Raw genomic sequence first — 24398 nt, forward strand, 5'->3', positions numbered from 1 at the left:
GCTCCGCGAACAAGGAAACTCCGATATGTCCTGGTCCCATCCCGTTGCGAAGATCACCGATGACGAACGGCGCCAGCGCCTCGCGCGCCTGCAGGCCGCACTCGAAGATAAAGCTCTTGACGGCTGCCTGCTCGGCTCGACGGAGAGCCTCCGCTATTTCACGGGCCTCGACTGGCACCCGAGCGAACGATTGCTTGGCGCATTGGTGACGCCAAAGGGTGTCCGCTACATCGCGCCGGGCTTCGAAAAGAGCAGGGTCGAGAGCCTGCCGCGTCTGCCGGGTGAAATCGTCATTTGGCAGGAAGATGAAGCGACCGCGGCGCTGATCGCCTCGCTGCTGCCGGCAAATGCCAGACTAGCGCTCGACGATGCCCTGCCGCTGTTCATCTACCACCTGCTTGCCGGCGCCTTTGGCGCCGACCGGCTCGTCGACGGCGGACGACTGATCCGCGACCTGCGGCTCAGGAAGTCCCAGACCGAAATCGCTCTTATCCAGCATGCCATGGGCCTGACGCTGGAGGTGCATCGCCGCGCGCATTCCTTCATCAAGCCGGGCGTCAGGTCTTCGGAAGTCGTGCGTCATATCGACGAACAGCACCGCGCACTGGGCGCCGAGGGCGGATCAAGCTTCTGCATCGTTTCCTTCGGACTAGCGACGTCGCTTCCTCACGGCGCCGATGGTGACCAGATCTATGCACCGGGCGACGTTGTTCTCGTCGATACGGGTTGCCGGCTCGACGGCTATCATTCGGATCTCACCCGAACCTACGTGCTGGAGGAGCCAACGACGGAATTCGCTGCCGCCTGGGCAATCGAGCGCGAGGCCCAGCAGGCGGTGTTCGAGGCCGCCCGGCTTGGCGCTTCTTGCGGCAGTCTCGACGATGCCGCCCGCCGTGTACTGGCCGAACATGGCCTCGGTCCGGATTACGCCCTACCCGGCCTGCCGCATCGCGCCGGACATGGTCTCGGGATGGAAATCCACGAAGAGCCCTATATCGTTCGCGGCAACGCCACCCGGCTGGAATCCGGCATGTGCTTCTCCAACGAACCGATGATCGTCTTCCCCGGTCGCTTCGGCATCCGGCTCGAAGACCACATCCACATGACCGAGACCGGAGCTGAGTGGTTCACGAAGCCGGCGAAGGGCCCGACCGAACCCTTTGCGTGATCTCTTGGTGCAGAGTTCGCAAGACTTGCACCTCGATAATTGCCTTTCTGTCGTCGGCACCTGGGATGCCTGGCGCGATCCGCGCTACCGGAATCGAGATTCAAAAACGCAATATGACGAAGCCACGTCGAGCGTCCGTCGAAAGGGTGACTGGCATGGCACGCCCTGATACGACTTGATAGAAATCCCGCGCGATTCCCGGATGGATCAAGGTAGCAACCCAATGAAGCGCAGACCCACGATCGCCGTCATCATGGACGAAAACACCAGTGCTGGTGGTGACCGGTATGATATTTCGAAACGCTACTTTGCAGCCATTGATCGTGCAGGGGGATTTCCATACGGCATTCCCTACGTGCCAGACCTCGTAGACCAAGTGGTTGATGAATTCGATGGGTTTTTAAGTGTCGGAGGGCGCATCAACTTTCCGAAACAGTGGTACGTCGACGGCGATCAGTCTCGCTACCCGATCTCTGATCGTCTCGCAGTCGAGATAGCGCTGATGAAGGGGTTCCTTGCCCGCGATAAACCAGTGCTCGGCGTTTGCAACGGGATGCAGATGCTCGGGTGCCTACATGGTTGTCGCATGGTTTCGGATGTGCACTCCTCCTGGTCGGGTGCGATCAATCATGACCGCGGCAATCCGCTCCATGAGGTAACCATCCAAGCCGGCACAAGAATGGCTGATATCTTTGCTGCCGAGACATTCAGCGTAAACACCTTCCACAGGGAAGCAATCGTAGAGCTGTCCGACAGTGTCGTTGCTACTGCCCGTGGCTTGGACGGCGTTGTCGAAGCGATTGAGGTACCCTCGCTTTCTTTCGCGATGGGGGTACAGTGGCATCCGGAATTGTTTGATCCCGCAGACCACCCTGGCTCTCGAATATTTGACGCGTTCGTCAAAGCGGCGAACCAGCGCTTGTAACGCTCCAGCAGAACAGCTCTTCTTCTGCGTACATCCATTTCAGCAACCGGCCTAACGCCATCGTCGCAGCTCTATACCGGTGATCTGCCACGGAGTTCCATGGATCAGCTTCCGGTTAGTCGAATGAAGAAGGCGAGGCTGGCGACGGCGGCCCGGTTATTTGACTGTTGTGCCGTGAGGTCGCGGACAACCGCGAAAATCAATTAGGGAAGCTCCACGAAGGAGCGAATTGTACTTCGGCTTGCATGGAATTGGAGAGCATACCCGAGCCGGCGCTCAGATGTTTTCAGGATAATACTCACCACCACGCGATTTCACGCAGTTTCACGTATCTGAGCGGTCACACACGCGTGAATTGACGGATGTCAAGCGCGACATATATCCCCTGAAAGATACAATATCATGAATGTTTTCATCATCTTATCCTGAAGATGGGCTTTTTCCTGTGGCTGCGCTTTCTGCCATCAGGGGAGCCGAGGAGCATTAAGTGAGATTGAAACATTTCCTATTCGGCCTGCTGGGTGTTGTGATCGTTGCCTGTGCGGGTTTCTTTGCAATTGCCTGGAAATCCGCGATAGCGCCGATCAGGCCGCCGGATCGCACATCCTTCGATCAGGCGCTAATCCACAAGGGCGCGATGCTGGCCGCGGTCGGCAACTGTACAGCCTGTCATACGCAACCGAGCGGCCGTTCCTTCGCTGGCAGTTTCGCCCTGCCGACCCCATTCGGCACCATCTATTCCAGCAATATTACGCCCGATCCGGAAACCGGCATTGGCACCTGGTCGGAGGCGGCCGCCGTGACGCTGATCGTGACGGGCTTCCAGGTCTCGCGACTGCTGCACCGACAAGAGGATGCTTCAACGATGGACGCGAACGATCGCATATCGAACAGCTTCAAGACGATAGCGACCTGGCTAGAGCGCATCCTGGCGCTGGTGATCCTTGGCGGGGTCGCCGTTTTTGGCCTGAGCAGCGCGCAGACTCTTTTAGCGATGAGTTGGGGGCAGACGGACACATTCTATGAGTTGATCTATCGGGTGTTGTTGCTGGTGATCGCCATAGAACTCGTCCGCACGCTCGTCACTCACGACCTCAGGGCGATACTGGAGCTGCTCGCGTTTGTCGTGGCCCGCAAAATGCTCAAGCCTGACTTGAACGTCATCGACATTGTCTTAAGCGTTCTGGCATTTGTAGCCCTGTTGGCAGCCAATTATTGGTGGCTCTCCCCTTCCTCGCCTCAAGGGAGCGACGGGTCCGATGTTGCGCCGTGAACTCAGAGCACTGCTTGAGGTCGAAGGGGCTTATTCTGGTGACCCAGAACGGGGACGAGCAAACGGAAGATTGGCGTGTACGCTTGCCCCGCCGTGTCCGTGCCCAGGTTCCCTCAAGACGTCATGATCGATAGGAATTCAGGATGACGGTTGTGTGTTTTCTCACGACCGATTTCAGGGCCTCGATCCTCTCGGGTGTGATCTCCTGCCAGCCCATCATGTCTTCCACATGCTCCCGAGCAAGATGGACGATAATCAGCTGCCCGTTGATCGTGGTACACACCATGCCTATCTCCTCGTCGGTTAGACGATTTCTGGAGACGCGAGCGACGATGGCAGCGCAACACTCCTGAATTCGCCTGCCCGTGGCACTTTTGCCGCTCGATTTACTGGTCGGCGAATTTGACGGCGAACGATGCTGGGCCACGAACAACGCGCGGCTGGCCGCATCCGGCATCGCGAACAGAAAATCCGCGAGAGCCTCCAGAATTCTGCAATAACCGTCGATGACCTTGTCCGCGTCCGCTTTGGCCGTGAGGAGTTCCTCGACCTCACACGTGACAGGTCCGATAGCTTCCCAAGCGGAGGCATGAATGTCCGCGATGCAGGCCTCGTAAAGACCTTCCTTGTTCTCAAAATAATACTGCAAGGACGGTGCCGGCACTCCTGCCGCGCTGGCGATCTCCCGGGCGGAAACGCCAGCAAATCCGTTCTCACCGAACAACGAGATTGCCGTCTTGATGATCCTCGCCTTGGTTTCGTCACCCCTTGGGTAGCCGCTCTCGGCATTGCGTCGTCTCAAACTCGTCATCAATCACTCCTTGTCCAGCGGACAATACCATGACGATAAAATTTATTCCATCTGTAAAAATTCTTCCAGTTGACAGAATTCTTACGCGTGTAATAATTCACGCAATTCAACGAACACCAAGCGACTTGACCATGGACGCTATTGTCTCCCCAAAAACCGCTTCCTTGCCGGAAGCAAAAATACAAACGAAGCGCAGCCGCGCGCGATATGCGCTGGCCACCATTGGAGCCATTGTCGCCATCGGCGGCGGTTATTATGGCTACGACTGGCATAAGAACGGACGCTTTATCGAGAGCACCGACAATGCTTATCTTCGCGCCGATCAGGTCTCGATGGCCCCCGTGCTTTCCGGGCAGATCGCGGAGGTATATGTCTCCGATAACCAGACGGTCACGGCGGGCCAGCCGCTCGTCAAGATCGATCCCCGCCGCTACGAAATGGCGGTCCGCGAGGCCAAGGCCACCGTCAACGCCCGCCAGGCGGACGTCGCCAAGAGCGAGGCCGACATCAAGCAGCAGGACTCTGTGATTGCACAGGCTGCGGCCGACCTCGAAAACGCGACCGAGAATGCCGAACTCGCCCAGAAGGACTTCGACCGGACGTCGCCCCTCGCCGCCCGCGGCATCGAGAGCCAGCACAAGGGCGAGCAGGCGAGGAGCGCGCTCGAACAGGCGAAATCCGTTGTTCGTCTGAAGCAGGCTGTCCTTGCTGCGGCCCGGCAGCAGACGACCGCCCTGAAGGCGCAGGTCGAACAGGCCCATGCGCAACTGGTTGCCGCCCAAGAGAGCCTCGGCAAGGCAGAAATTGATCTCGACGACACGGTGCTTCGTAGTGCGATCTCCGGCAGGATCGGCGATCGCACGGTCCAGGTCGGACAGTTCGTCCAGCCGGGCACGCAGCTGATGACGGTCGTTCCAACCGACGACATCTACCTTGTGGCCAACTTCAAAGAAACGCAGATCGGGGACATGCGAGCAGGGCAACCCGCCACGATCACGATCGACGCCTATCCCAATTTCAAGGTCACAGGTGTCGTCGACAGCTTCGCGCCGGGAACAGGCGCGCAATTCGCCCTGCTGCCTCCGGAGAACGCGACGGGCAACTTCACAAAGATCGTCCAGCGTGTTCCGGTCCGCATCAAGCTGGAGACGGGACAGAAGATGCCGCCGCTGCTGCCCGGCCTCTCCATTGAAGTCTCGGTCAACACCAAGGTTTCGACCTTCGACAAGGTGGCGTCGGTGCAATGAGCGCGCAATCGATATCGGTCCAGGCGGCTGCGCCTCAGCCGGATGCCGCGAGCCTCACCGACTGGGTCGCCGTCGTCGCCGGCGCGATCGGCGCGCTGATGGCGACGCTCGACATCTCGATCACCAACACCGCGCTGCCGCAAATCCAGGGAGCCATCGGAGCCAGCGGCACAGAGGGGACCTGGATAGGCACGGGATACCTCGTTGCCGAGGTCATCATGATCCCCCTGACGGCATGGTTCACGCGTCTGTTGGGGCTGCGAACATTGCTTCTGGTGACGACCACGGCATTCGTTCTATTCTCCATGTTCTGCGGCCTGTCCGACAGCCTGCTCGCGATGATCATCGGGCGCGTCGGGCAAGGATTTTTCGGCGGCGCCTTGATACCGACCGCGCAGGTCATCGTCAGAACCCGGCTGCCGCCCCACCAGATGCCTGTCGGAATGAGCATCTTCGGCGTCATCGTGCTCATCGGGCCGATCCTCGGACCGGTGCTCGGAGGATATCTCGCCGAAGAGATCACCTGGAGATGGTGCTTCTTCCTCAATTTGCCTGTCGGCATCGCGCTCGCTGTTCTGCTGCTTGTCGGCCTGCCGCGCCAAAGTCCAAACCTTGGGCTGTTGGCCAAGGCGGATTGGTGGGGAATCGCGGGCATGACGTTGGCGTTCAGCTGCCTGACGGTCGTGTTCGAAGAGGGGCAACGCGAGGCCTGGTTCGAGTCTCCGATGATCGTGCAGCTGAGCCTCGCCTCGCTCCTCGGGTTCGTCGTGCTGTTCGTGACCCAGAAGACCAGTGTCGACCCGGTCATCAAGCTCTCGCTGCTCCGGAACGGTGCCTTCGCCAGCGCTACGCTGATCGCCCTCGCCGTGGGGGCAGCCACCTACGGCGCGACCTTCATCCTTCCGCAGTTCCTGAGCACGATCGCAGGATACAATCCAAGACAGGCGGGCGGCATCATGGCTTTGTCCGCAGTTCCAGTGCTGTTGCTCGTTCCGATCCTTCCCCGTGTCATCGGCCGTTTCGACGCGCGGATCATGGTCGCGCTCGGCCTGGTCTTCTTCGCGGCAAGCTGCTTCGTCGACATCGGGCTTAGTCCGGATAGCGCCGGAGGTGATTTCACCATCTCGCAATTGCTGCGGGGCGTGGGACAGATCCTGGCTGCGATGCCGCTCAACCAGGTCTCCATGGCCGCTATCGGACGCGAAAATGCGGCCGACGGCGCGGGTATCTACAGCATGGCCCGCAATCTCGGGGGCTCGATGGGTCTTGCCTTGAGCGGCGTCGTCATCGACCAGCGCAGCGCTGCCCATTCGGACACCATACGCGAGGCGCTCACGGCAAATTCGATCGCCGGACAGGCGCGCCTTGCAGTGAGCGGGGTCAGCCAAGGCATCGATGCGGCCACGGCGAAGCTTCGCGCAATATCGCAGCTGTCGAGCCTCATCGAACGCAACGCGCTCGTTATGACCTATAGCGATTGCTTCTGGCTGATGGGCGTTATGATCATCGCGATGACGCCTGTCGTCTTGCTGCTGCGGCAACCCAAGAAGACCGCTGCGGCGGGGCTCGTCGCTGGACACTGAATATGTCATGCGCGCGACATCGCAGTGTCGCGCCGATTGGCAAGCTCAAGACTGCGGTTCGATCCATCACAAGGATCGTACTCGGTGAATGGGCAAGGCAGAGGAAAAGGGGCGCCCAGTGGGCGCCCCTTCGTCATCGTATGTTCGCTTACTGTTGGGCGTTCTGGATCGCAGGCGGAACGTTGCGGATCGTCAGCGCCGGGTTGTGGGCGAAGAAGTTGTGCGGCTCGATGTGGATGGTCTTCCACTCGGTTGACATGACCGGCCAGTCTTCCATGCGCGGGATGTGGTGGAAGCCTGCAGTGAACCAGGTCACGACATCCTTGCCCATCAGAGGCTTATTCGCCTTCACCCATTCCGGCAGTGTGTCGGAGCCGTCGCTCTGCATGGCAAACTTGCCGCCTGCATACTGCTGGTCCGCATTGTAGACCGTATTCCAAACCGAGTACTCGATGTAGGCATTGCGCTTCATCGGCGGGTCCTTGGCGAAATCGAAGGGACCGTAGGCCACGTCGCCGTGATGGACCATCCAGCCCGGTTCCTGGCCGAGATAGCCTTCGCGGGACGGATCGGAGATCATGAAATAGCGCGGCTTCATCGCCGAGAGCTGATAGCGAGCTTCCATCTCCGTCTTCGGCATGGTGTGTTGCACTTCCCACATCGACCGGCGCGGGTTCTTCGGGTCGACCTTGGAGGGAACGATGTCCATGGTGCCGAAGTGGTTGGCCGGCTGGTCGACGTCGAAGTCGATGCGGAAGTTGAAGTAGTGGTCGTGGTTGGCGGCCACAAGGTTGGGCGCGATCAGCGTGCCGTGGGCGGTGTCCGCAGCGGCGGTCGGATCGTTCATCGAGGTCGATGCGACACCCTTCACCGCATCAAGGCCGGTTGCGCCGATCATGATGCGGATCTGGCCGTCCTGCTGCAGGCGATAGTCCATCAGGTAGTCGTAGTTGCCCACTTCAGAAGCCGTACGCACGACCAGCTCGGTGGCCGGGCGGCCTTCAGCCGGAAGCGGCTTTTCGGGCGTCTGGGCGAAGACCTCGAAGTGACGCCAGGCCGGATCACCGATCGAGCGCTCGAAGACGCAGATCGCATCCGGAATCGTCAGTGGATTGCCCTTGTCGTCGGCAATCGTCGCCGGCAGGAAGGTAGCGTAGCTCGGGCAGTCGACGCCGGCGCGCAGCGGGCTCAGGAACAGGCCGAAACCGTATTCCCCGCTATCCATGTAGGTGCGCCAGTACCAGCCTTCGGTCGGGTCCATGTAGGGCACGAAGACTTCCGACAGGTGCGACTGGTAGATGACCGAACGCCACTTGTCGCCGTCCTTGACGTCGAGGTTGGAAAGCACCAGGCCCGGACGCTTGTCGACGCGGAAGTTGAAGCGCCACAGGTCCCATTCGAGATGGCTGCCTGTGATCTTGTAGTTCGGGCCGCCTTCCTGGGAAAGCGTGGCCATGTTCATCTTCGGGCGCAGCGGCTCGCGAGCCTCCACTTCCTTCTCGGTATAGCCCCAATTGTCCTTCGGGCCTTCGATGGCACCGTTGTCTATGACCTTCAGCGCTTTCTTCTTGCCGATGTCGTAGACGGCGAAGAGACCTTCAATCGGCTTTGCGTAGTAGTTGGAGCCATCCGGCACACGATAGCAGGGCACCTTCATCAGGCGGGAATTCTTGTATTCCTCGGTGAAGAAGTTGCCGGCCGTCAGGGGCAGGCAGAAGGCCTGCTCCGGCGTCAGGCCGCGCTTCTTCAGGCCCGCCACCATGTCCGGATTCTGCAGCGCGCCGGCCAGCGCGTCCATGAATTCGGTGAAGAGGACCATCGGCTGGCCCTTGATCGGCGTCGTGCTTTCGACCTTGCCGGTGGTGATGTTGACGACGGCTTCCTTGAAGCCCTGCGGGCTCGTCAGCTGTACCTTCGCCTCACGGTCGAGCGGCTTGTCGCCGTCCTTCCAGGAAAGCACGTCGGCCTTGGCCGGCTCCTTAAGCTCGATCAGCGGGTAGAGCGTATTGTCGTCCACCACCTTCTCGTCGCGCAGGATCTTGTTGATCTTCTGGTATTCCTCCGCCGTCAGGCCATCCAGCGGATGGGCGAAGGCAGCGGGCGCGCCAAGCGCCAGCACGAGGCTGGCCGAAGCCAGATATCGCTTCATTGTCATAATCTCCTCCCTTGTTGTCTCAGGACTTGCATGCTCAAGCGAACACCACCTGGATGTCCGTATATTCCTCTAGCCCCTCTACGGCGAACTCGACGCCGAAGCCGGAGGCCTTGACGCCGCCGAAGGGCGCGTTCGGCTGGATTGCGCCATGCTTGTTGATCCAGACCGAACCACATTCCATGCGAGCCGCGACCTTCTTGGCGGCGGTGAGGTCGGAGGACCAGACCGAGCCGCCGAGGCCGTTCGGGCTGTCATTGGCCATACGGATCGCATCCTCGATGTCCGAATACTTGATCACCGGCAGCGCCGGGCCGAACTGCTCCTCGTCGACCAGCGCATCGCCGTTCGAAAGGCCCGAGACGATGGTCGGCGGGAAGAACAGGCCCTCGCCCGCTTCACCGCCGAGCAGCACCTTGCCGCGGCCCTTGGCGTCGGCGACGAGGCGGCTCACCTTGTCGAACTGCATGCGGTTCTGGATCGGCCCGAGAACGCTCGTTTCTTCAAGGCCGTTACCGACCGGGATATTCTTCGCATAGGCGACCAGCGCCTCGCAGACGGCGTCGTGGATGGACTCATGCACATAGAGGCGCTTCATGGCGGCGCAGGTCTGGCCGTTGTTGATGAAGGCGCCCCAGAACAGACCTTCGGCGATTGCCGCCGGATCGGCGTCCGGCAGCACGATGCCGGCGTCGTTGCCGCCAAGTTCCAGCGTCAGGCGCTTCATCGTTTCGGCAGCCGAGCGCATGACCTTCTGGCCGGTGGCGCAGGAGCCGGTGAAGACGATTTTGCGGATGTCCGAATGGGCTGCCATGGCGCCGCCGAGGTTGAATTCGCCCGTATCGTCGCCGGTAACGACGTTGAGCACGCCGGCCGGCAGCACTTCGTTCATGATCTCGACGAGGCGCAGCGTCGAAAGTGGGGTCAGCGGCGACGGCTTGACAACCACCGTGTTGCCGGTGCGCAGCGCCGGCATGATATGCCAGATCGCGATCATGACAGGGAAGTTCCATGGCGTGATGGACCCCACGACACCGAGGGGCTTGCGGTGCAGCTCCACGCGGCCCTGCTCGTTGTCCTGAAGCACCTTGACGGGCAGCGAAAGCCCGGTCGTGTAGCCGGCCCAAGCAACCGTGCCGCCGAGTTCCCAGCGCGAGCCCAGGCCGTTCAGCGGCTTGCCCTGTTCGCGGGTCAGAAGTTCCGCGAGTTCTCCGGCATGCGCTTCGATGCGGGCGGTGACGGCGGCACAGGCGGCCTGCAATTCTTCGTCGCTCTTGGCCGACCAGGCCGGAAACGCGGCCTTGGCGGCGGCGACGGCGGCGTCAAGCTCGGCCGCACCCATGTTCGGCGCGCGACCCACTTCCTCGCCCGTCGCCGGGTTCAATACGCTGAAAGTCTTTTGGCCGTTGACCGGCTTACCGTTGATCGTCGCGCTGTGCAGCGTCATGATCGCCTCCTCCCTTCAAGCCCCACCTCATGCAGGACTATTGGCGGGATAGCCTATACGAAGTGCTCGAGCCCCACTTGGACGGGGCCGTCCAGCGCATTGGACAAATCCGTCAATGGCAGCGCTCGACAGGGCTGCGGACAACTGCGCCCGGCGTGATGCCGTATTTTTTGCGGAACTCGCGGTAGAAGTAGGAAAGGTCGTTAAAGCCGGCATCGAAGGCGATGCCCGCGATTCCCTGCCCGCCCTGGCCTTGCTGCGGCGCGCCAAGGCGCGCACGCGCAAGCTCCAGCCGGCGACCGAGCAGCCGGTGGCCGGGCGTCTCGCCGAGCGTCTGGAAATGCCGCTGCAGCATGCGTTCGGAGACATTGAGGCGGCGGGCAAGTTCGCTCGGGCCGAAACCAGGATCGGCGCAGTGGCGATCGATCAGGGCGAGCGCCCGCGACAGCAGCGTTTCGGCCGGCCGCGCCTTCTCCTGGGTCCGGATACCCTGGAGATACGCGCCCATCAGGCAGAAGAAGGCTTCGCCGAGCTGCGTCGTCGCGCCCGGCTCGGCGAGCATTTTCGTCAGCACCGCGCGCATGGCGAGCCGCAGCGGGTCGTCGCGGCTGATCGCGACGCCACCGGTGCATTCCTTGCCAAAGCGGTGCAGCATTTCGTGGCGCGGCATGTGCAGCGACACCTGACTGGAGCGTACGCCGTCATAGACAAAGGAGGACGGCAGTACGGAATCGACAAGGAACATATCGCCGGGCAAAAGTGTGGCCGTCTTTTCGCTCTGCTCGACGCGGCAGTGGCCCTCGTCCTGGATCAGAAGGAAGAGATGCTCGCCTGGGTCCTGCCGGATCGAGCGGGTGCTGCGGCTGACATGGCGCGCGTCGAGCCCGACCACGGCCGTCTCGAAGTAGCCGATACGGCGGCTCGCAACATCACCGGCCATGGTACCGTCGCGGCCCATCGGCTCGAGATCGAAGGCACCGCAAACCTTGCGCAGCTCCGCCTGCAGAATTTCCACCGGAACCGGTTTATGGACTGGTGTTATCAGTGACTGCATCATGCCCTCCCTGGCCTTTGCAGATGGCTTGCATGGGATCGTATCACGTTACCCGTCGCGGGCGCTGGATATACCTCCACCCCCTGCCGGCCATCTCCGCCAGAAGCCACGCCCAAGCGGCCGGCAATGCCACTTCCAGCGGCGCCCGGTGACGGTAGAACATAGTCTCGATGCGGATTTCCTCCCGCGTACGGCCCATAATTGACTGACCGGTCGGTTGATGCAAGTACTTTCTACTGGAGCCGGCTTTCGAATGTGATTGATGCTCACCCTTGGGTACGGCCGCGACTCTCCCGCTTTCACCCCCTTCGATCGTGTCGGGACTGGATGGCCTCTTTTGGGTGGACACGGTGGCCAGGCGAGACGGCAGTGCAACCGGCTGGCAGCACTCCTGGGCACGCCTTAGCAGCCGCCGTGTTTAAGCTATTGCAACTTCAGCGATCTACAGGAATATTAGTGTCTACTTCGCCGGGGGAGATACTGGTCGTTCATAGGCGAGGCGCACGTGCATTACAGCTGAGGCGTTGAAGCGGTTGAGGCGGCAAAATGCGTGGTAAATTGTATCGAAGCCTACAATTATCGATCACGCTTGCTGCAACTGCAGCACTATCCGCGTGTGACGGCAGCAAGAACGAATACGTTCCGCCACCACCGCCGGTGGTCCATGTGGCCCAGCCGCTGGTGCAGCCGGTAACCACCTATTTCGAGCTGACCGGCAATACCGCTGCCTTTAACAGCGTCGACATCGAGGCACGCGTCCAAGGGTTCCTCGACACGATCGACTACCGTGATGGCGCGTCGGTCAAACAGGGTGATCAGCTCTTCTCGATCCAGAGCAATACCTATACGGCGCAGCGCGATCAGGCGCAGGCATCGCTGACTTCCGCGAAAGCCTCCCAGGTCGGGCGTCAGCAGGAGTACCAACGACAGCTGGCGCTCATAAAGCAGCAGGCCACCACCCAGACCAATGTGGACACCGCGACGGCCGCCTATGATGAAGCGAACGCGAACATCCTCAACGCCCAGGCGAGCCTGCAACTGGCGGAGATCAATCTCGGCTATACCCGTGTTCTGGCGCCTTTCGACGGCGTGGTGAGCGCTCATCTCGTGGATGTCGGCGCGCTTGTCGGCGTTGCCGGACCGACCAAGCTTGCCACGATCGTCCAGCTAGATCCGATTTATGTCTATTTCAACGTCAGCGAACCGCAGGTCCTGGCGATCAAGCAGGATTTGGCACGGCAGGGCAAGACATTCCGCGAAGTCGACCTTCCGAATGTTCCTGTCGAGATCGGCCTGCAGGGCGAAGACGGCTATCCGCACAAGGGTCGCCTTGATTATGCGGCGCCACAGGTCGATGCCTCGACGGGTACGCTGCAGGTCCGCGGCTTGCTCGACAACAAGGACCGCGCCCTGCTGCCTGGCTTTTTCGCCCGCGTGCGGGTCCCGGTCGGCCATCGCGACGGCGGCATATACGTCCGCGACGAATCGATCGGTTCCAACCAGCAGGGCAGCTACGTGCTGGTTCTCGGCAAGGATGACGTCATCGAGCAACGCCAAGTCAAGACCGGCCAGCGGCAGGGAAGATTACGGGTGATCGAGGAGGGTCTCGATCCCGGTGACTGGGTGGTCGCCGAAGGTATTCAGCGGGCAATTCCAGGCGCGAAAGTCGCGCCGGAGAAGGTCAAACTGGATCCCGGCGAGGACGCAACCTCTGCTCCCCATGCAACAGTCGTGCCCCGGACCGATACGCCTGCACCCTCTGCTGCGGAAGCAGCCAAGCCATGATCTCGCGCTTTTTCATCGAGCGGCCGGTACTGGCCAACGTTCTCGCTCTGGTCATGGTGCTGATCGGCGCCGTGGCGTTGATCCAGCTGCCCGTCGCGCAATATCCGAACGTCGTTCCGCCGACCGTATCGGTGACGACGCGCTATCCCGGCGCCAGCGCCAAGACGCTCGTCGATACCGTCGCATTGCCGATCGAGCAGCAGGTGAACGGCGTTCAAGACATGATCTACATGCAATCGACGAGCGCCAGCGACGGCACCTACTCGTTGAACGTCACCTTTGCCATCGGCACCGATCCAGACCAGGCGCAGGTGCTCGTCCAAAACCGCGTGGCAATCGCCATGTCGTCGCTGCCGCAGGCCGTGCAGCTGCAGGGTGTAACCACGCAGAAGAAATCGACGTCCATCCTCGGCTTCGTCACTCTGACCTCGCCGGACAACCGCTTCGACAGTCTCTTCCTCTCCAACTATGCGGTCATCAACCTGCAAAGCGAGCTCTCGCGTCTACCGGGCGTCGGCAGCGTCACGGTTTTCGGCGCGGGCCAGTACGCGATGCGCATCTGGATGGATCCCAATCTTCTGCAGGCACGGGGCCTGACGCCGAACGACGTGATCTCCGTCGTGCAGCAACAGAGCCAGGAGGTGGCGGCCGGCCAGATCGGCATACCGCCGGTGCCGACCGGCCAGAATTTCCAATACACGCTGAACGTCAATGGCCGCCTCAGCGAGGCGCCCGACTTCGAAAACATCATCGTCAAGGTCGATGCCGAGAACGGTGGCCGCATTACGCGCATCCGGGACATCGGTCGGGTCGAGCTGGGTGCCCAGACCTACAGCCAGACCTTCATGCAGAACGGTCATCCCGCGACCGGCATCGGCATATTCCAGCTGCCGGAAGCCAATGCTCTTACCGTCGCTCAGGAGGTGGGCGTCAAGATGGCCGAGCTCTCCAAGAGCTTTCCGCCGGGATTGCAATACCAGATGCCCTTCGACACCACAAAGTTCGTCACTGCCTCGATCGACGAAGTCTACAAGACGCTTATTGAGGCGGGTGTTCTGGTGCTGATCGTCATTCTCGTTTTCCTGCAGGACTGGCGAGCGACGCTTGTGCCGGCAACCACGGTGCCGGTGACGATCATCGGCGCCTTCGCGGCCATGGCCGCCCTCGGCTTCACCGTCAATCTGTCGACCCTCTTTGCCATCGTCCTTGCCATCGGCATCGTCGTCGACGACGCCATCGTTATCGTCGAAGGCGTCGCTCGCCACGTCGAGAGGGGCCTGCCGGGTCGCGAAGCCGCCGAGAAAGCGATGGATGAGTTGTTAGGGCCGGTGATCGGCATCACGCTGGTGCTGATGTCGGTCTTCATTCCCGCAGCGTTCCTGCCGGGTCTAACCGGGCAGCTCTATCGGCAATTCGCCCTTGTAATTGCCGCCACCGCCCTGATCAGCGCCATCAACGCCATGACGTTGAAGCCGACGCAGTGTGCCCTTTGGCTGCGGCCACCCGTCCCGCCGGAACAGCGCAACTTCCTCTACCGGGCCTTCAACCGCGCCTACGATCCGATCGAGCGCCGTTACGCCGGCCTGATCGGCCGGATGGTGCACCGCAGCGGCCTGATGGTCGTGATAGCGCTCGCGCTAATCGCGGTGGCTGGCTGGGGTCTGGCCCGCCTGCCGACCGCCTTCCTGCCGGTCGAGGATCAGGGCTATGTGCTCATCGGCGCTCAGTTGCCCGACGGAGCCTCCAAGGAGCGGACCGATCAAGTCATGCAACAGGTCGGCACGATCGCCGCGGCGACACCGGGGGTCGAAAACGTACTGACCATCAGCGGCATTTCGGTGCTCGATAACAATGCCAGCCTGCCGAACGCAGGCGTTGCCTATGTCGTACTGAAGGATTGGGGCGCGCGCGAGAAGGAGAAGGGGCAGGACCTACTGTCGATCTACGAGCATCTGAACGGCGCGCTGAAGGAGGTGCTCAACGCCAATACACTTGTGCTCGTGCCGCCCCCCATCCAGGGCATCGGCAATGCCAGCGGCTTCACCATGCAGGTGGAGATCCGCAATGGCGACTTCGATTACCCCCTCCTCGAATCTCTGGCCAACAGTATCGTCAGCAACGGCAACAGCCAGTCCGCTCTACAACGGCTGAGCACCAGCTTCCGCGCCGGCGTGCCGCAATTGGCGGTCACCGTCGATCGGATCAAGGCCGAGACCCTTGGCATTGAAGTCGGCCAGGTCTTCTCCGCGCTTTCCGGCTATGTGGGCTCCAGCTATGTGACGCAGTTCAGCAAATTCGGCCGCACCTTCCAGGTCTATGTGCAGGCCTCGCCCGACGCGCGCGTCAGCCCTGAGGACATCCGCAGGCTGATGGTCAAAGCAGGCAACGGCACCATGGTGCCGCTAGGAACCGTGGTCGACGTCACTCCCATGCAGGGCCCGTCCCTGATCAGTCTCTACAACCTCTATCCCAGCGCCACGATCGTTGGCGGGGCGGCGACGGGGTTTAGCTCCGGCCAGGCGCTCGACGTGATGGAGCAGATCGCCAGCAATACACTGCCCCCGACCGCTGGCTTCGACTGGACGGCAATGTCCTACCAGGAAAAAGCCGTCGGTTCGCAGATCTACTTCGTCTTCGCACTCGCCATACTGCTCGTCTATTTCGTGCTCGCCGGCCAATATGAAAGCTGGATCCTGCCCCTCGCTGTGCTGCTGGCGGTGCCTCTGGCGCTACTTGGTACGGTCGGCGCACTCATGGCGATCGGCGTTGCCAATAACCTCTATACCCAGATCGGCGTTATCCTGCTGATTGCGCTCGCCTCCAAGAACGCGATCCTGATCGTTGAGTATGCCCGCGAGCAACGCATGCAGGGGATGGAAATCCTGGAAGCAGCCGTGGAGGCGGCGCGCCTGCGCTTCCGCCCGATCTTGATGACATCCTTCGCCTTCATCCTCGGGGTGCTTCCGCTGGTCCTTGCTACAGGCGCGGGCGCCAACGCGCGCCGGTCGATCGGCATCTCCGTGTTCAGCGGCATGCTTGCCTCGACCTGCCTTGCAGTCCTCTTCGTGCCTTCCTTCTATGTCGTTCTTCAGCGCTTCGAGGAATACCTCAAGCGTCGCAAAGCTCCAGCGCCGGCGTCAACCGCCTCCTCGGAAACCGAGGCAAGGGTTGCCTCGGCGGGCTCCGACGGCGATTAGAAGAACGCTGGGTGGCCCTCTGCCCTGCTGGAATTCTACGTTAACGGGGGGCGACGCGTTTGCTCCAACGGAGCGAGGCGCTCTGTCCGCATTAGCGAAGCGGCAGCTCTGTCGACGCAGGTAGCGACAAACTCAGCCGTGGACCGGCCGCGGGCTGAACGGCGGACCTGACGGACGCCAAAGAAACTATTCTAGTAAAAACAAGTATCTTCAGAAGATATTTGGCGGACAGAGAGGGATTCGAACCCTCGGTACGCTTTCACGTACACACGCGTTCCAGGCGTGCGCCTTCAACCACTCGGCCACCTGTCCTTTGGCGGTCTGCATCGGCGAAGATGCAAATCGTCGGAACGGCCGCGATATATACCGATGAATTTCTGTCGATCAACCCAAATCTAACAGTTTTTTGACTTCTTCCGGTAAAAGTGCGCTCACGCCCTCCATTGCAGCTCCACCCCTCCATCACTATCTTTTGTAGAGGTTGACGAATGGCACGGCTGGCCGGGAAAATGCCTGCCATGTTTGATCGCCGGAGAGTTCGATGCGTTTCCTTTTGCGTTTGACGAGTCTTGTCGCGCTGGCCGTTGCCGTCATCGCCGGAACGGTCGATTCCATCCAGTCCGTTGCCGCCTCTTCCGTGGTCATTACCCCCATGGGCGACGCATGGCAGGACCTCAGCCCCTCCTCGCTGGAAAGCCTGCAATCGAGCATCGCCTATTATATCCACCCGCGCTTTTACACGCTTGCCTTCCAATGGCTGATGCTTCAGCCAGCATTCGCCGTGTTCCTGGTGTTGTCGCTGCTGTTGTGGATGGCAGGCTACAAGAGATCGCCTGCGGCTGGCCGATTTGCAGCATAACAAATAGCGTCGACCAGTTCCGGGGTTGGCTAGAAAAATCGCAACCCAACGATGATTTTGTGCAAAAAACAGCCCGCCTGAGCTGATTTTTGGCAATTGCGGCAAATTTTTACCAGTCGAAAAATTTCTCGTGAATTTTTTTTTGAGCCATGCAAGGATGCGCCCAGCCAGGCCTCCGGGGGGAGGTCGGTGGTTCCGCAGACATGCCTGAAACAGGCTTGCGGGAGGACCCAAACAAATAGAAACAATAGGGCTGCAACTCATGAAAAAATCCCTTCTGACTCTCCTGGCCGTGGCTGCCATGTCCACGACGGCGCTGGCCGCGGACGTCAAGCCGGCGCTCGTTTACGGCACCGGTGGGAAGTTCGATAAGTCTTTTAACGAAGCAGCCTTTAATGGCGCTGAGAAGTTCAAGAAAGAAACCGGTATCGCCTATCGCGACTTCGAGCCGACCGGTGACACGCAGGGCGAGCAGGCAATCCGCAACTTCGCAAGCCGTGGCTTCAACCCGGTTATTGCCGTCTCCTTCGCCTGGACCTCGGCCATCGAGAAGGTCGCAGCTGAATTCCCCGACACGAAGTTCGTCATCGTTGACGCCGTCGTCGACAAGCCAAACGTTCGTTCGGTCGTTTACAAGGAAGAAGAAGGCTCCTTCCTCGTTGGCACTCTCGCAGGCCTCGCATCGAAGTCCGGCAAGGTCGGCTTCGTCGGCGGCATGGACATCCCGCTGATCCGCAAGTTCGAATGCGGCTACGAGCAGGGCGCACGCTCCGTCAAATCCGATATCGAGGTGTTCCAGAACATGACCGGCACGACGGGCGCTGCCTGGAACGACCCGGTCCGTGGTGGCGAACTTACCAAGAACCAGATCGATCAGGGCGCTGATGTCATCTACGCGGCAGCAGGTGCGACGGGCCTCGGCGTGTTGCAGACGGCCGCTGACAACAAGAAGCTCTCGATTGGCGTCGACAGCAACCAGAACCACCTGCATCCGGGCTCCGTCCTGACCTCGATGGTCAAGCGCGTCGACCTTGCCGTCTACAACGGCTTCAGCGACGTCAAGGGCGACAAGTTCACGGCCGGCGTCCTGGCGCTCGGCGTCAAGGAAGACGGCGTTGCCGCCGCCATGGACGACAACAACAAGGCGCTGATCACGCCTGACATGCAGGCCGCGCTCGACAAGGCCAAGGAAGGCATCATTGCGGGAACCATCAAGGTTCACGACTACACGACGGACAATGCTTGCCCGAAGTGATCCGTGACTGAGACGGGCGTATGGCGGAGTCGCTCCGTCATACGCCCTTTTCGTATTTGGAGCCTGCTGTGACAGACACGCCCGCTATCGAACTTGTGGGCATCGACAAGAAATTCGGTGCCGTTCACGCCAACAAGGACATCAATCTTACCGTCGCCAAGGGTACGATTCACGGCATCATCGGGGAAAACGGTGCCGGCAAATCGACCTTGATGTCGATCATCTATGGTTTCTACCATGCCGATAGCGGCGAGATCCGCGTCAACGGCAATCCCGTCACCATCAAGGACAGCCAGGCTGCAATCGCAGCCGGGATCGGGATGGTGCACCAGCACTTCATGCTGGTCGATAATTTTACCGTGCTTGAGAACGTCATGCTTGGCGCCGAAGGCGGCGCGCTGCTCGCCAGGGGCGTTTCTTCCGCGCGCGCCGAGCTGCGCCGCCTGGAGAAGGACTACGGCCTCGAAGTGAACCCGGATGCGCTGATCGAAGAGCTTCCGGTCGGGCTACAGCAACGCGTCGAGATCCTCAAGGCCATGTACCGCGGCGCCGAAATCCTGATCCTCGACGAGCCGACGGGCGTGCTGACACCTGCTGAAGCGGACCATCTTTTCAAGATCCTTCGCGTCCTTCGCGACCAGGGCAAGACCGTCATTCTGATCACCCACAAGCTGCGCGAGATTATGGCGATCACCGACACGGTGTCGGTCATGCGCCGCGGCGAGATGGTGGCGACCCGCAAGACCTCCGAAACCACGGTCGAGGAGCTTGCCGAACTGATGGTCGGTCGCCGCGTCCTGCTGCGCGTGCAGAAGGGTGAAGCCAATCCGGGTAAGGTGATCCTGTCGGTTCGCAATCTCACGGTCAAGGACAACCGCGGCGTCATCATGGTCGACAACGTATCCTTCGACGTCCGTGCCGGCGAGATCGTCGGCATTGCCGGCGTCGCCGGCAATGGGCAGTCCGAATTGCTGGAGGCGATAGCAGGAATCCGCAAGCCGCATTCCGGCGAGATCTTCCTCGACGGTCAGCCGATCGACAAAGCCGATCCGGCGCGGTTGCGCGAGCTCGGCCTAGCCCACATCCCCGAGGACCGGCATCACATGGGGCTGGTGCTGAAGTTCGAGGAGTACGAGAATTCCGTTCTCGGCTACCACCGCAATCCCGGCTACAGCAAGGGCCCGCTGCTCGATCTCGACGCGATCCGCAGGGACGCCATGGAGAAGATCGAAAAATACGACATCCGCCCGCCGAACCCGCGGCTGAAGACCGCGAACTTCTCCGGTGGCAACCAGCAGAAGATTGTCGTCGCCCGCGAAATCGAGCGCGATCCGACGGCGCTGATCATCGGCCAGCCGACGCGCGGCGTCGATATCGGCGCCATCGAATTCATCCACCGCCGGATCATCGAGATGCGCGATGCGGGCAAGGCGATCCTGCTCGTCTCCGTCGAGCTCGACGAAATCCGCGCCCTTTCAGACCGTATCCTTGTCATGTTTGCCGGCCATGTCGTCGGCGAGAAGACGCCCGATGCCGGTGAACAGACCCTCGGCCTGATGATGGCCGGCATTGCCGCGTGAGGCCTTGATGAGCACTGCTTCAGTTCCACTTCCAAATTGGATCAACTACGGCCTCATTCCGCTGTTGAATCTGCTTGTCGCCTTCCTGATCTCCGGCTTCGTCGTCTGGCTGATCGGCGAAAGCCCGCTTGCGGCCCTGTCGCTGCTGATCGAGGGCGCACTCGGCAGCGGCGAAGGCATTGGTTTTACGCTCTATTATGCGACGAGCTTCATCTTCACCGGCCTCTCCGTTGCGGTCGCCATTCATGCTGGCCTGTTCAACATCGGTTCGGAAGGGCAGGCGTATCTTGGCGGTCTCGGCTGCGCGTTGGTTGCGCTGGCGCTCGACCACTATGTCCCCTGGTATGTCACCATGCCGGTGGCCGTGGTGGGTGCCGGCCTGTTTGGCGCCGCCTGGGCCTTCATCCCCGCCTTCCTGCAGGCAAAGCGCGGCAGCCACATCGTCATCACCACCATCATGTTCAACTATATCGGCGCGGCGCTGATGGTGTATCTGCTGGTGCACGTTCTGATCGTCCCCGGCAAGATGGCGCCGGAAACCCGCACCTTCCTGGAAGGCGGCCAGTTGCCGAAACTCGGCTGGCTGATGAACATGTTCGGTGCCAAGCTCGGCGCAGCGCCGTTCAACGTCTCGTTCCTCATTGCCCTCGTTGCCTCCTATTTCGTCTGGCTGCTGATCTGGCGCACCAAGCTCGGCTTCGAAATGCGCACCCTTGGCGTCAGCCACAGCGCGGCGGCCTATGCCGGCATCCCGTACGCCCGCATCGTCATGACCGCGATGCTGCTGTCGGGGGCGCTTGCCGGCATGATGGCGTTGAACCCGGTCATGGGATCCTCGGCCCGCCTGCAGGTCGAGTTCGTGGGCGGCGCCGGTTTCGTAGGCATCGCCGTGTCGCTGATGGGGAGAAATCATCCGGTCGGGATCATCTTCTCGGCGATCCTCTTTGGCATCCTCTATCAGGGTGGCGATTGGATCTCCTTCGAGATGCCCAACATCACGCGCGAAATGATCCTGGTCATTCAGGGTCTTGTTATCCTCTTCGCCGGTGCGCTCGAATACATGTTCCGCCCCGCGATGGTTCGCGTCTATCAACAGTTCAAGGCCGCGTGAGGGGAACGGACGATGGATTATTATGACATATTCATCAGCGTTCTGAGCTCCACGATCCGTCTGTCGATCCCGCTGATCTTCACGGCGCTGGCTGGTCTGTTCTCCGAACGCGCCGGCATCTTCGATATCGGCCTCGAGGGTAAAATGCTCGGCTCTGCCTTTGCGGCAGCCTGCGTCGCCTACCTGACGGACTCGGCATGGCTCGGCCTTGGTGCTGGCATCATTTGCTCCGTGGCGCTCAGCCTCGTCCACGGTTTCGCCTCGATCACCAATCGCGGCAACCAGATCATCTCGGGCGTTGCGATCAACTTCTTCGTCGCCGGTATCACAATCGTCCTTGGGGGCGCCTGGTTCGGCCAGGGCGGCCGTACGCCGCAGCTAACTCAAGAAGCCCGCTTTGCGCCGATCGTGCTGCCGGGCGCCGATGCCGTCCGTGAAGTTCCGATCATTGGCCCGCTCTACGCGAACGTGATCTCAGGCAACAATATCCTGACCTACCTCGCCTTTCTCGCAGTTCCGCTTTCTTGGTGGATCCTCTATCGCACCCGCTTCGGCCTGCGGCTGCGCGCCGTCGGCGAAAATCCGGGCGCGGTCGATACGGCCGGCATTTCGGTGGGTTGGCTGCGCTATCGCGCGGTCATGTGCGCCGGCATCCTCTGCGGCTTCTCGGGGACCTATCTGTCGATCGCGCAGTCGGCTGCCTTCATCAAGGATATGTCGGCCGGCAAGGGCTACATTGCACTTGCGGCACTGGTCTTTGCGAAGTGGAGACCGGTGCCCGTCATGTTCGCCTGCCTGCTCTTCGGCTTCCTCGATGCGCTGGCAAACTTCATGCAGGGCAAGCAGGTTCCGCTGATCGGCGAAGTGCCCGTACAGATCTTCCAGGCATTGCCCTATATCCTGACCTGCATCCTGCTCGCCGGCTTCATCGGCGTGGCAATCCCGCCGAAAGCGGGTGGTGTCCCCTATACGAAGGAACGCTGAGAACATGTCCCACGATCTTTTCGAGGCCGCTCGCGGTGCCATGGCTTTCGCTCATGCCCCCTACTCGAAGTTCCCCGTCGGCGCCGCGATCCGCGCCGAGGACGGCAAGGTCTACACCGGCGCCAATATCGAGAACCTGTCTTTCCCGCAAGGCTGGTGTGCGGAGCCGACCGCCATCAGCGCCATGATCATGGCCGGCGCCAAGAAGATCGTCGAAATGGCCGTGATCGCCGAAAAGCTGCCACTCTGCCCGCCCTGCGGCGGCTGCCGGCAGAAGATCTCGGAGTTCGCCTCCAAGGACACGAAGATCTACCTCTGCGATGAGGTCGGCGTGAAGAAGACGATGACCATGGAAGAGTTGCTGCCGTTCAGCTTCGAGACCGAACTCGGATGAGTGCCGTTCTCGACGTGCTTGCCGGAAGGCTCGGCGGCCTTTCGCCGCGCTACGGCATCGTGCTTGGTTCCGGTCTCGGCTCGCTGGTCGGCGAGATGACTGATGCGCATCGCATCCCTTATCACGACTTGCCGGGCTTTCCTGTTAGCGCGGTTTCGGGCCACGCCGGAGAAGTCGTCGCGGGTTTGCTTGGCGGTGTGCCCGTCATCATGCTGTCCGGTCGCGTCCATTTCTACGAGAAGGGCGATGCCAGCGCGATGCGGCTGCCGATCGAGGTGCTCAAAGGTCTAGGGGTCGAGACTCTAGTCCTGACCAATTCCGCAGGGTCGCTCCGAGACGACATGCCTCCTGGCTCGGTGATGCAGATTAGCGATCACATTAACTATTCCGGCATAAATCCGCTGATCGGCGAGGAAAGCGATCGTCGTTTTGTCGGCATGACGAGTGCTTATGATGCAGCTCTCGCCGACAGGATGCGCAATGCTGCGGAGAAGCTCGGTATCGCCTTGTCGCAAGGCGTCTACATGTGGTTCTCAGGCCCAAGCTTCGAAACACCCGCCGAAATCCGCATGGCCCGTATCCTCGGCGCCGATGCCGTCGGCATGTCGACCGTGCCGGAAGTGATTATCGCGCGAATGCTTGGCTTAAGGGTTGCGGCGGCGTCCGTAATCACCAACTATGGAGCCGGCATGACCGGCGGCGAACTGAGCCATGAGGAGACCAAGGATATGGCTCCGATCGGCGGTGCGCGCCTCGCCGCCATACTGAAGGAAATGATTGCAGGAGAACGCGAATAATGACCAACCATTCCAGCAAGGAAACGGCCGCCGTCGCCCTCTCCCTCCTCGATCTTACCAACCTCAAGGATGACTGCACCGAGGCGCAGATCGACGCGCTGTGTGCGCGCGCCCAAACCCCCTATGGCAACACGGCAGCGATCTGCATCTGGCCGCGCTTCGTTGCCCGCGCTCGCGCAGTTCTCGGCACGGGTCATCCGGTGCGGATTGCGACTGTGGTCAATTTCCCGTCGGGCGATATGGAAGTGGCCGACGTTGCCGCCGAAACACGCGAGGCGATCGCCGACGGCGCCGACGAAATCGACCTCGTCATCCCCTATCGCAAATTCATGACCGGTAGCGGCAAGGCTGTCACCGACATGGTTGCGGCGGTCCGAGCCGAGTGCAAGGACCCGATCCTGCTAAAGGTCATTCTCGAGACCGGCGAGATAAAGGATGCGGCGCTGATCCGTCGTGCCTCCGAACTCGCCATCGAGGCGGGTGCCGACTTCATCAAGACCTCCACCGGCAAGGTCGCCGTCAATGCGACCCTGGAAGCTGCCGACATCATGCTGCGGGTCATTCGCCAGAGCGGCCGCAAGGTCGGCTTCAAGCCGGCGGGTGGCATCGGTTCGGTGGCAGACGCAGCGCTTTACCTGAGCCTTGCAGAAACGATCATGGCGCCGGACTGGCCAATGCCATCCACGTTCCGCTTCGGCGCGTCCGGATTGCTCGACGACATTCTTGCCGTGCTCAGCGGCACGCAATCCGCGCCCGCCGCTGCATCGAGCTATTGA

Annotated in this window: 19 protein-coding genes and 1 tRNA gene; 15 read left to right on the top strand and 5 right to left on the bottom strand. The window is 61.1% G+C overall.

What is annotated here, in order from left to right:
• Window positions 1–25 precede the first annotated feature (25 nt).
• From IB248_RS07790 to IB248_RS31625, 3 genes are all read left to right on the top strand, one after another.
• Window positions 26–1168, top strand: a complete 1143-nt coding sequence (locus IB248_RS07790) for a Xaa-Pro peptidase family protein (protein ID WP_192240658.1) — start codon at window positions 26–28, stop codon at window positions 1166–1168.
• A 223-nt stretch (window positions 1169–1391) separates the two neighbouring features.
• Window positions 1392–2093 carry a gamma-glutamyl-gamma-aminobutyrate hydrolase family protein gene (locus IB248_RS07795; RefSeq protein ID WP_246733555.1) on the top strand — a complete coding sequence of 234 codons (702 nt, stop codon included), beginning with the start codon at window positions 1392–1394 and terminating at the stop codon, window positions 2091–2093.
• A 487-nt stretch (window positions 2094–2580) separates the two neighbouring features.
• Entirely contained in the window at window positions 2581–3366 is a 786-nt protein-coding gene (locus IB248_RS31625; protein ID WP_246733556.1) for a hypothetical protein, read from the top strand.
• A 121-nt stretch (window positions 3367–3487) separates the two neighbouring features.
• Here IB248_RS31625 and IB248_RS07810 read toward each other — a convergent pair whose 3' ends face one another.
• Window positions 3488–4177 (bottom strand): CerR family C-terminal domain-containing protein, encoded by a 690-nt coding sequence (locus IB248_RS07810; protein ID WP_113470499.1) that lies wholly within the window; start codon window positions 4175–4177, stop codon window positions 3488–3490.
• Window positions 4178–4308: 131 nt separating this feature from the next.
• On the opposite strand from IB248_RS07810, the gene IB248_RS07815 reads away from it, so the two are divergent.
• On the top strand, window positions 4309–5424 hold the full coding sequence (locus IB248_RS07815) for an HlyD family secretion protein (protein WP_169679452.1): 1116 nt from the start codon (window positions 4309–4311) through the stop codon (window positions 5422–5424).
• Window positions 5421–7007 (top strand): DHA2 family efflux MFS transporter permease subunit, encoded by a 1587-nt coding sequence (locus tag IB248_RS07820; RefSeq protein WP_192240659.1) that lies wholly within the window; start codon window positions 5421–5423, stop codon window positions 7005–7007. The genes IB248_RS07815 and IB248_RS07820 overlap by 4 nt, the downstream gene beginning before the upstream one ends.
• Before the next feature lie 148 nt (window positions 7008–7155).
• Here the strand turns inward: IB248_RS07820 and IB248_RS07825 are convergent, their stop codons facing one another.
• From IB248_RS07825 to IB248_RS07835, 3 genes are all read right to left on the bottom strand, one after another.
• Window positions 7156–9156, bottom strand: coding sequence for a tyramine oxidase (locus IB248_RS07825; protein ID WP_192240660.1), 2001 nt, complete (start codon window positions 9154–9156; stop codon window positions 7156–7158).
• Between the two features lie 40 nt (window positions 9157–9196).
• Window positions 9197–10606 (bottom strand): aldehyde dehydrogenase family protein, encoded by a 1410-nt coding sequence (locus IB248_RS07830; protein WP_018855295.1) that lies wholly within the window; start codon window positions 10604–10606, stop codon window positions 9197–9199.
• Window positions 10607–10718: 112 nt separating this feature from the next.
• On the bottom strand, window positions 10719–11660 hold the full coding sequence (locus tag IB248_RS07835; RefSeq protein ID WP_192240661.1) for a helix-turn-helix domain-containing protein: 942 nt from the start codon (window positions 11658–11660) through the stop codon (window positions 10719–10721).
• Window positions 11661–12206: 546 nt separating this feature from the next.
• Between IB248_RS07835 and IB248_RS07840 the strand changes: the two genes are divergently transcribed.
• Window positions 12207–13445: an efflux RND transporter periplasmic adaptor subunit gene (locus IB248_RS07840; RefSeq protein WP_051085557.1), complete on the top strand. Its 1239-nt coding sequence runs from the start codon at window positions 12207–12209 to the stop codon at window positions 13443–13445.
• Window positions 13442–16642, top strand: a complete 3201-nt coding sequence (locus tag IB248_RS07845) for a multidrug efflux RND transporter permease subunit (RefSeq protein WP_192240662.1) — start codon at window positions 13442–13444, stop codon at window positions 16640–16642. Before IB248_RS07840 ends, IB248_RS07845 begins: the two co-directional genes overlap by 4 nt.
• A gap of 222 nt (window positions 16643–16864) precedes the next feature.
• On the opposite strand, the gene IB248_RS07850 is transcribed toward IB248_RS07845, so the two are convergent.
• A tRNA-Ser gene (locus tag IB248_RS07850) sits at window positions 16865–16954 on the bottom strand.
• Between the two features lie 229 nt (window positions 16955–17183).
• Between IB248_RS07850 and IB248_RS07855 the strand changes: the two genes are divergently transcribed.
• From IB248_RS07855 to deoC, 8 genes are all read left to right on the top strand, one after another.
• Entirely contained in the window at window positions 17184–17501 is a 318-nt protein-coding gene (locus tag IB248_RS07855) for a hypothetical protein (RefSeq protein ID WP_018855299.1), read from the top strand.
• Window positions 17502–17763: 262 nt separating this feature from the next.
• A complete protein-coding gene (locus IB248_RS07860; protein WP_018855300.1) occupies window positions 17764–18756 on the top strand; it encodes a BMP family ABC transporter substrate-binding protein in 993 nt (330 codons plus the stop codon).
• A 68-nt stretch (window positions 18757–18824) separates the two neighbouring features.
• Window positions 18825–20336 (top strand): ABC transporter ATP-binding protein, encoded by a 1512-nt coding sequence (locus IB248_RS07865; RefSeq protein WP_025659799.1) that lies wholly within the window; start codon window positions 18825–18827, stop codon window positions 20334–20336.
• A gap of 7 nt (window positions 20337–20343) precedes the next feature.
• The gene (locus IB248_RS07870; RefSeq protein ID WP_192240663.1) at window positions 20344–21447 is read left to right on the top strand and encodes an ABC transporter permease; all 1104 of its coding nucleotides are present in this window, start codon (window positions 20344–20346) and stop codon (window positions 21445–21447) included.
• 12 nt (window positions 21448–21459) lie between these two features.
• Window positions 21460–22431 carry an ABC transporter permease gene (locus tag IB248_RS07875; RefSeq protein WP_025659797.1) on the top strand — a complete coding sequence of 324 codons (972 nt, stop codon included), beginning with the start codon at window positions 21460–21462 and terminating at the stop codon, window positions 22429–22431.
• A 4-nt stretch (window positions 22432–22435) separates the two neighbouring features.
• Window positions 22436–22825: a cytidine deaminase gene (locus IB248_RS07880; RefSeq protein WP_062375681.1), complete on the top strand. Its 390-nt coding sequence runs from the start codon at window positions 22436–22438 to the stop codon at window positions 22823–22825.
• Window positions 22822–23622, top strand: coding sequence for a purine-nucleoside phosphorylase (locus tag IB248_RS07885; RefSeq protein WP_192240664.1), 801 nt, complete (start codon window positions 22822–22824; stop codon window positions 23620–23622). The genes IB248_RS07880 and IB248_RS07885 overlap by 4 nt, the downstream gene beginning before the upstream one ends.
• On the top strand, window positions 23622–24398 hold the full coding sequence (deoC, locus tag IB248_RS07890) for a deoxyribose-phosphate aldolase (protein WP_112666307.1): 777 nt from the start codon (window positions 23622–23624) through the stop codon (window positions 24396–24398). Before IB248_RS07885 ends, deoC begins: the two co-directional genes overlap by 1 nt.

The sequence above is a fragment of the Rhizobium sp. RHZ01 genome (assembly GCF_014851595.1).
Classification (GTDB): Bacteria; Pseudomonadota; Alphaproteobacteria; order Rhizobiales; family Rhizobiaceae; genus Rhizobium; species Rhizobium altiplani.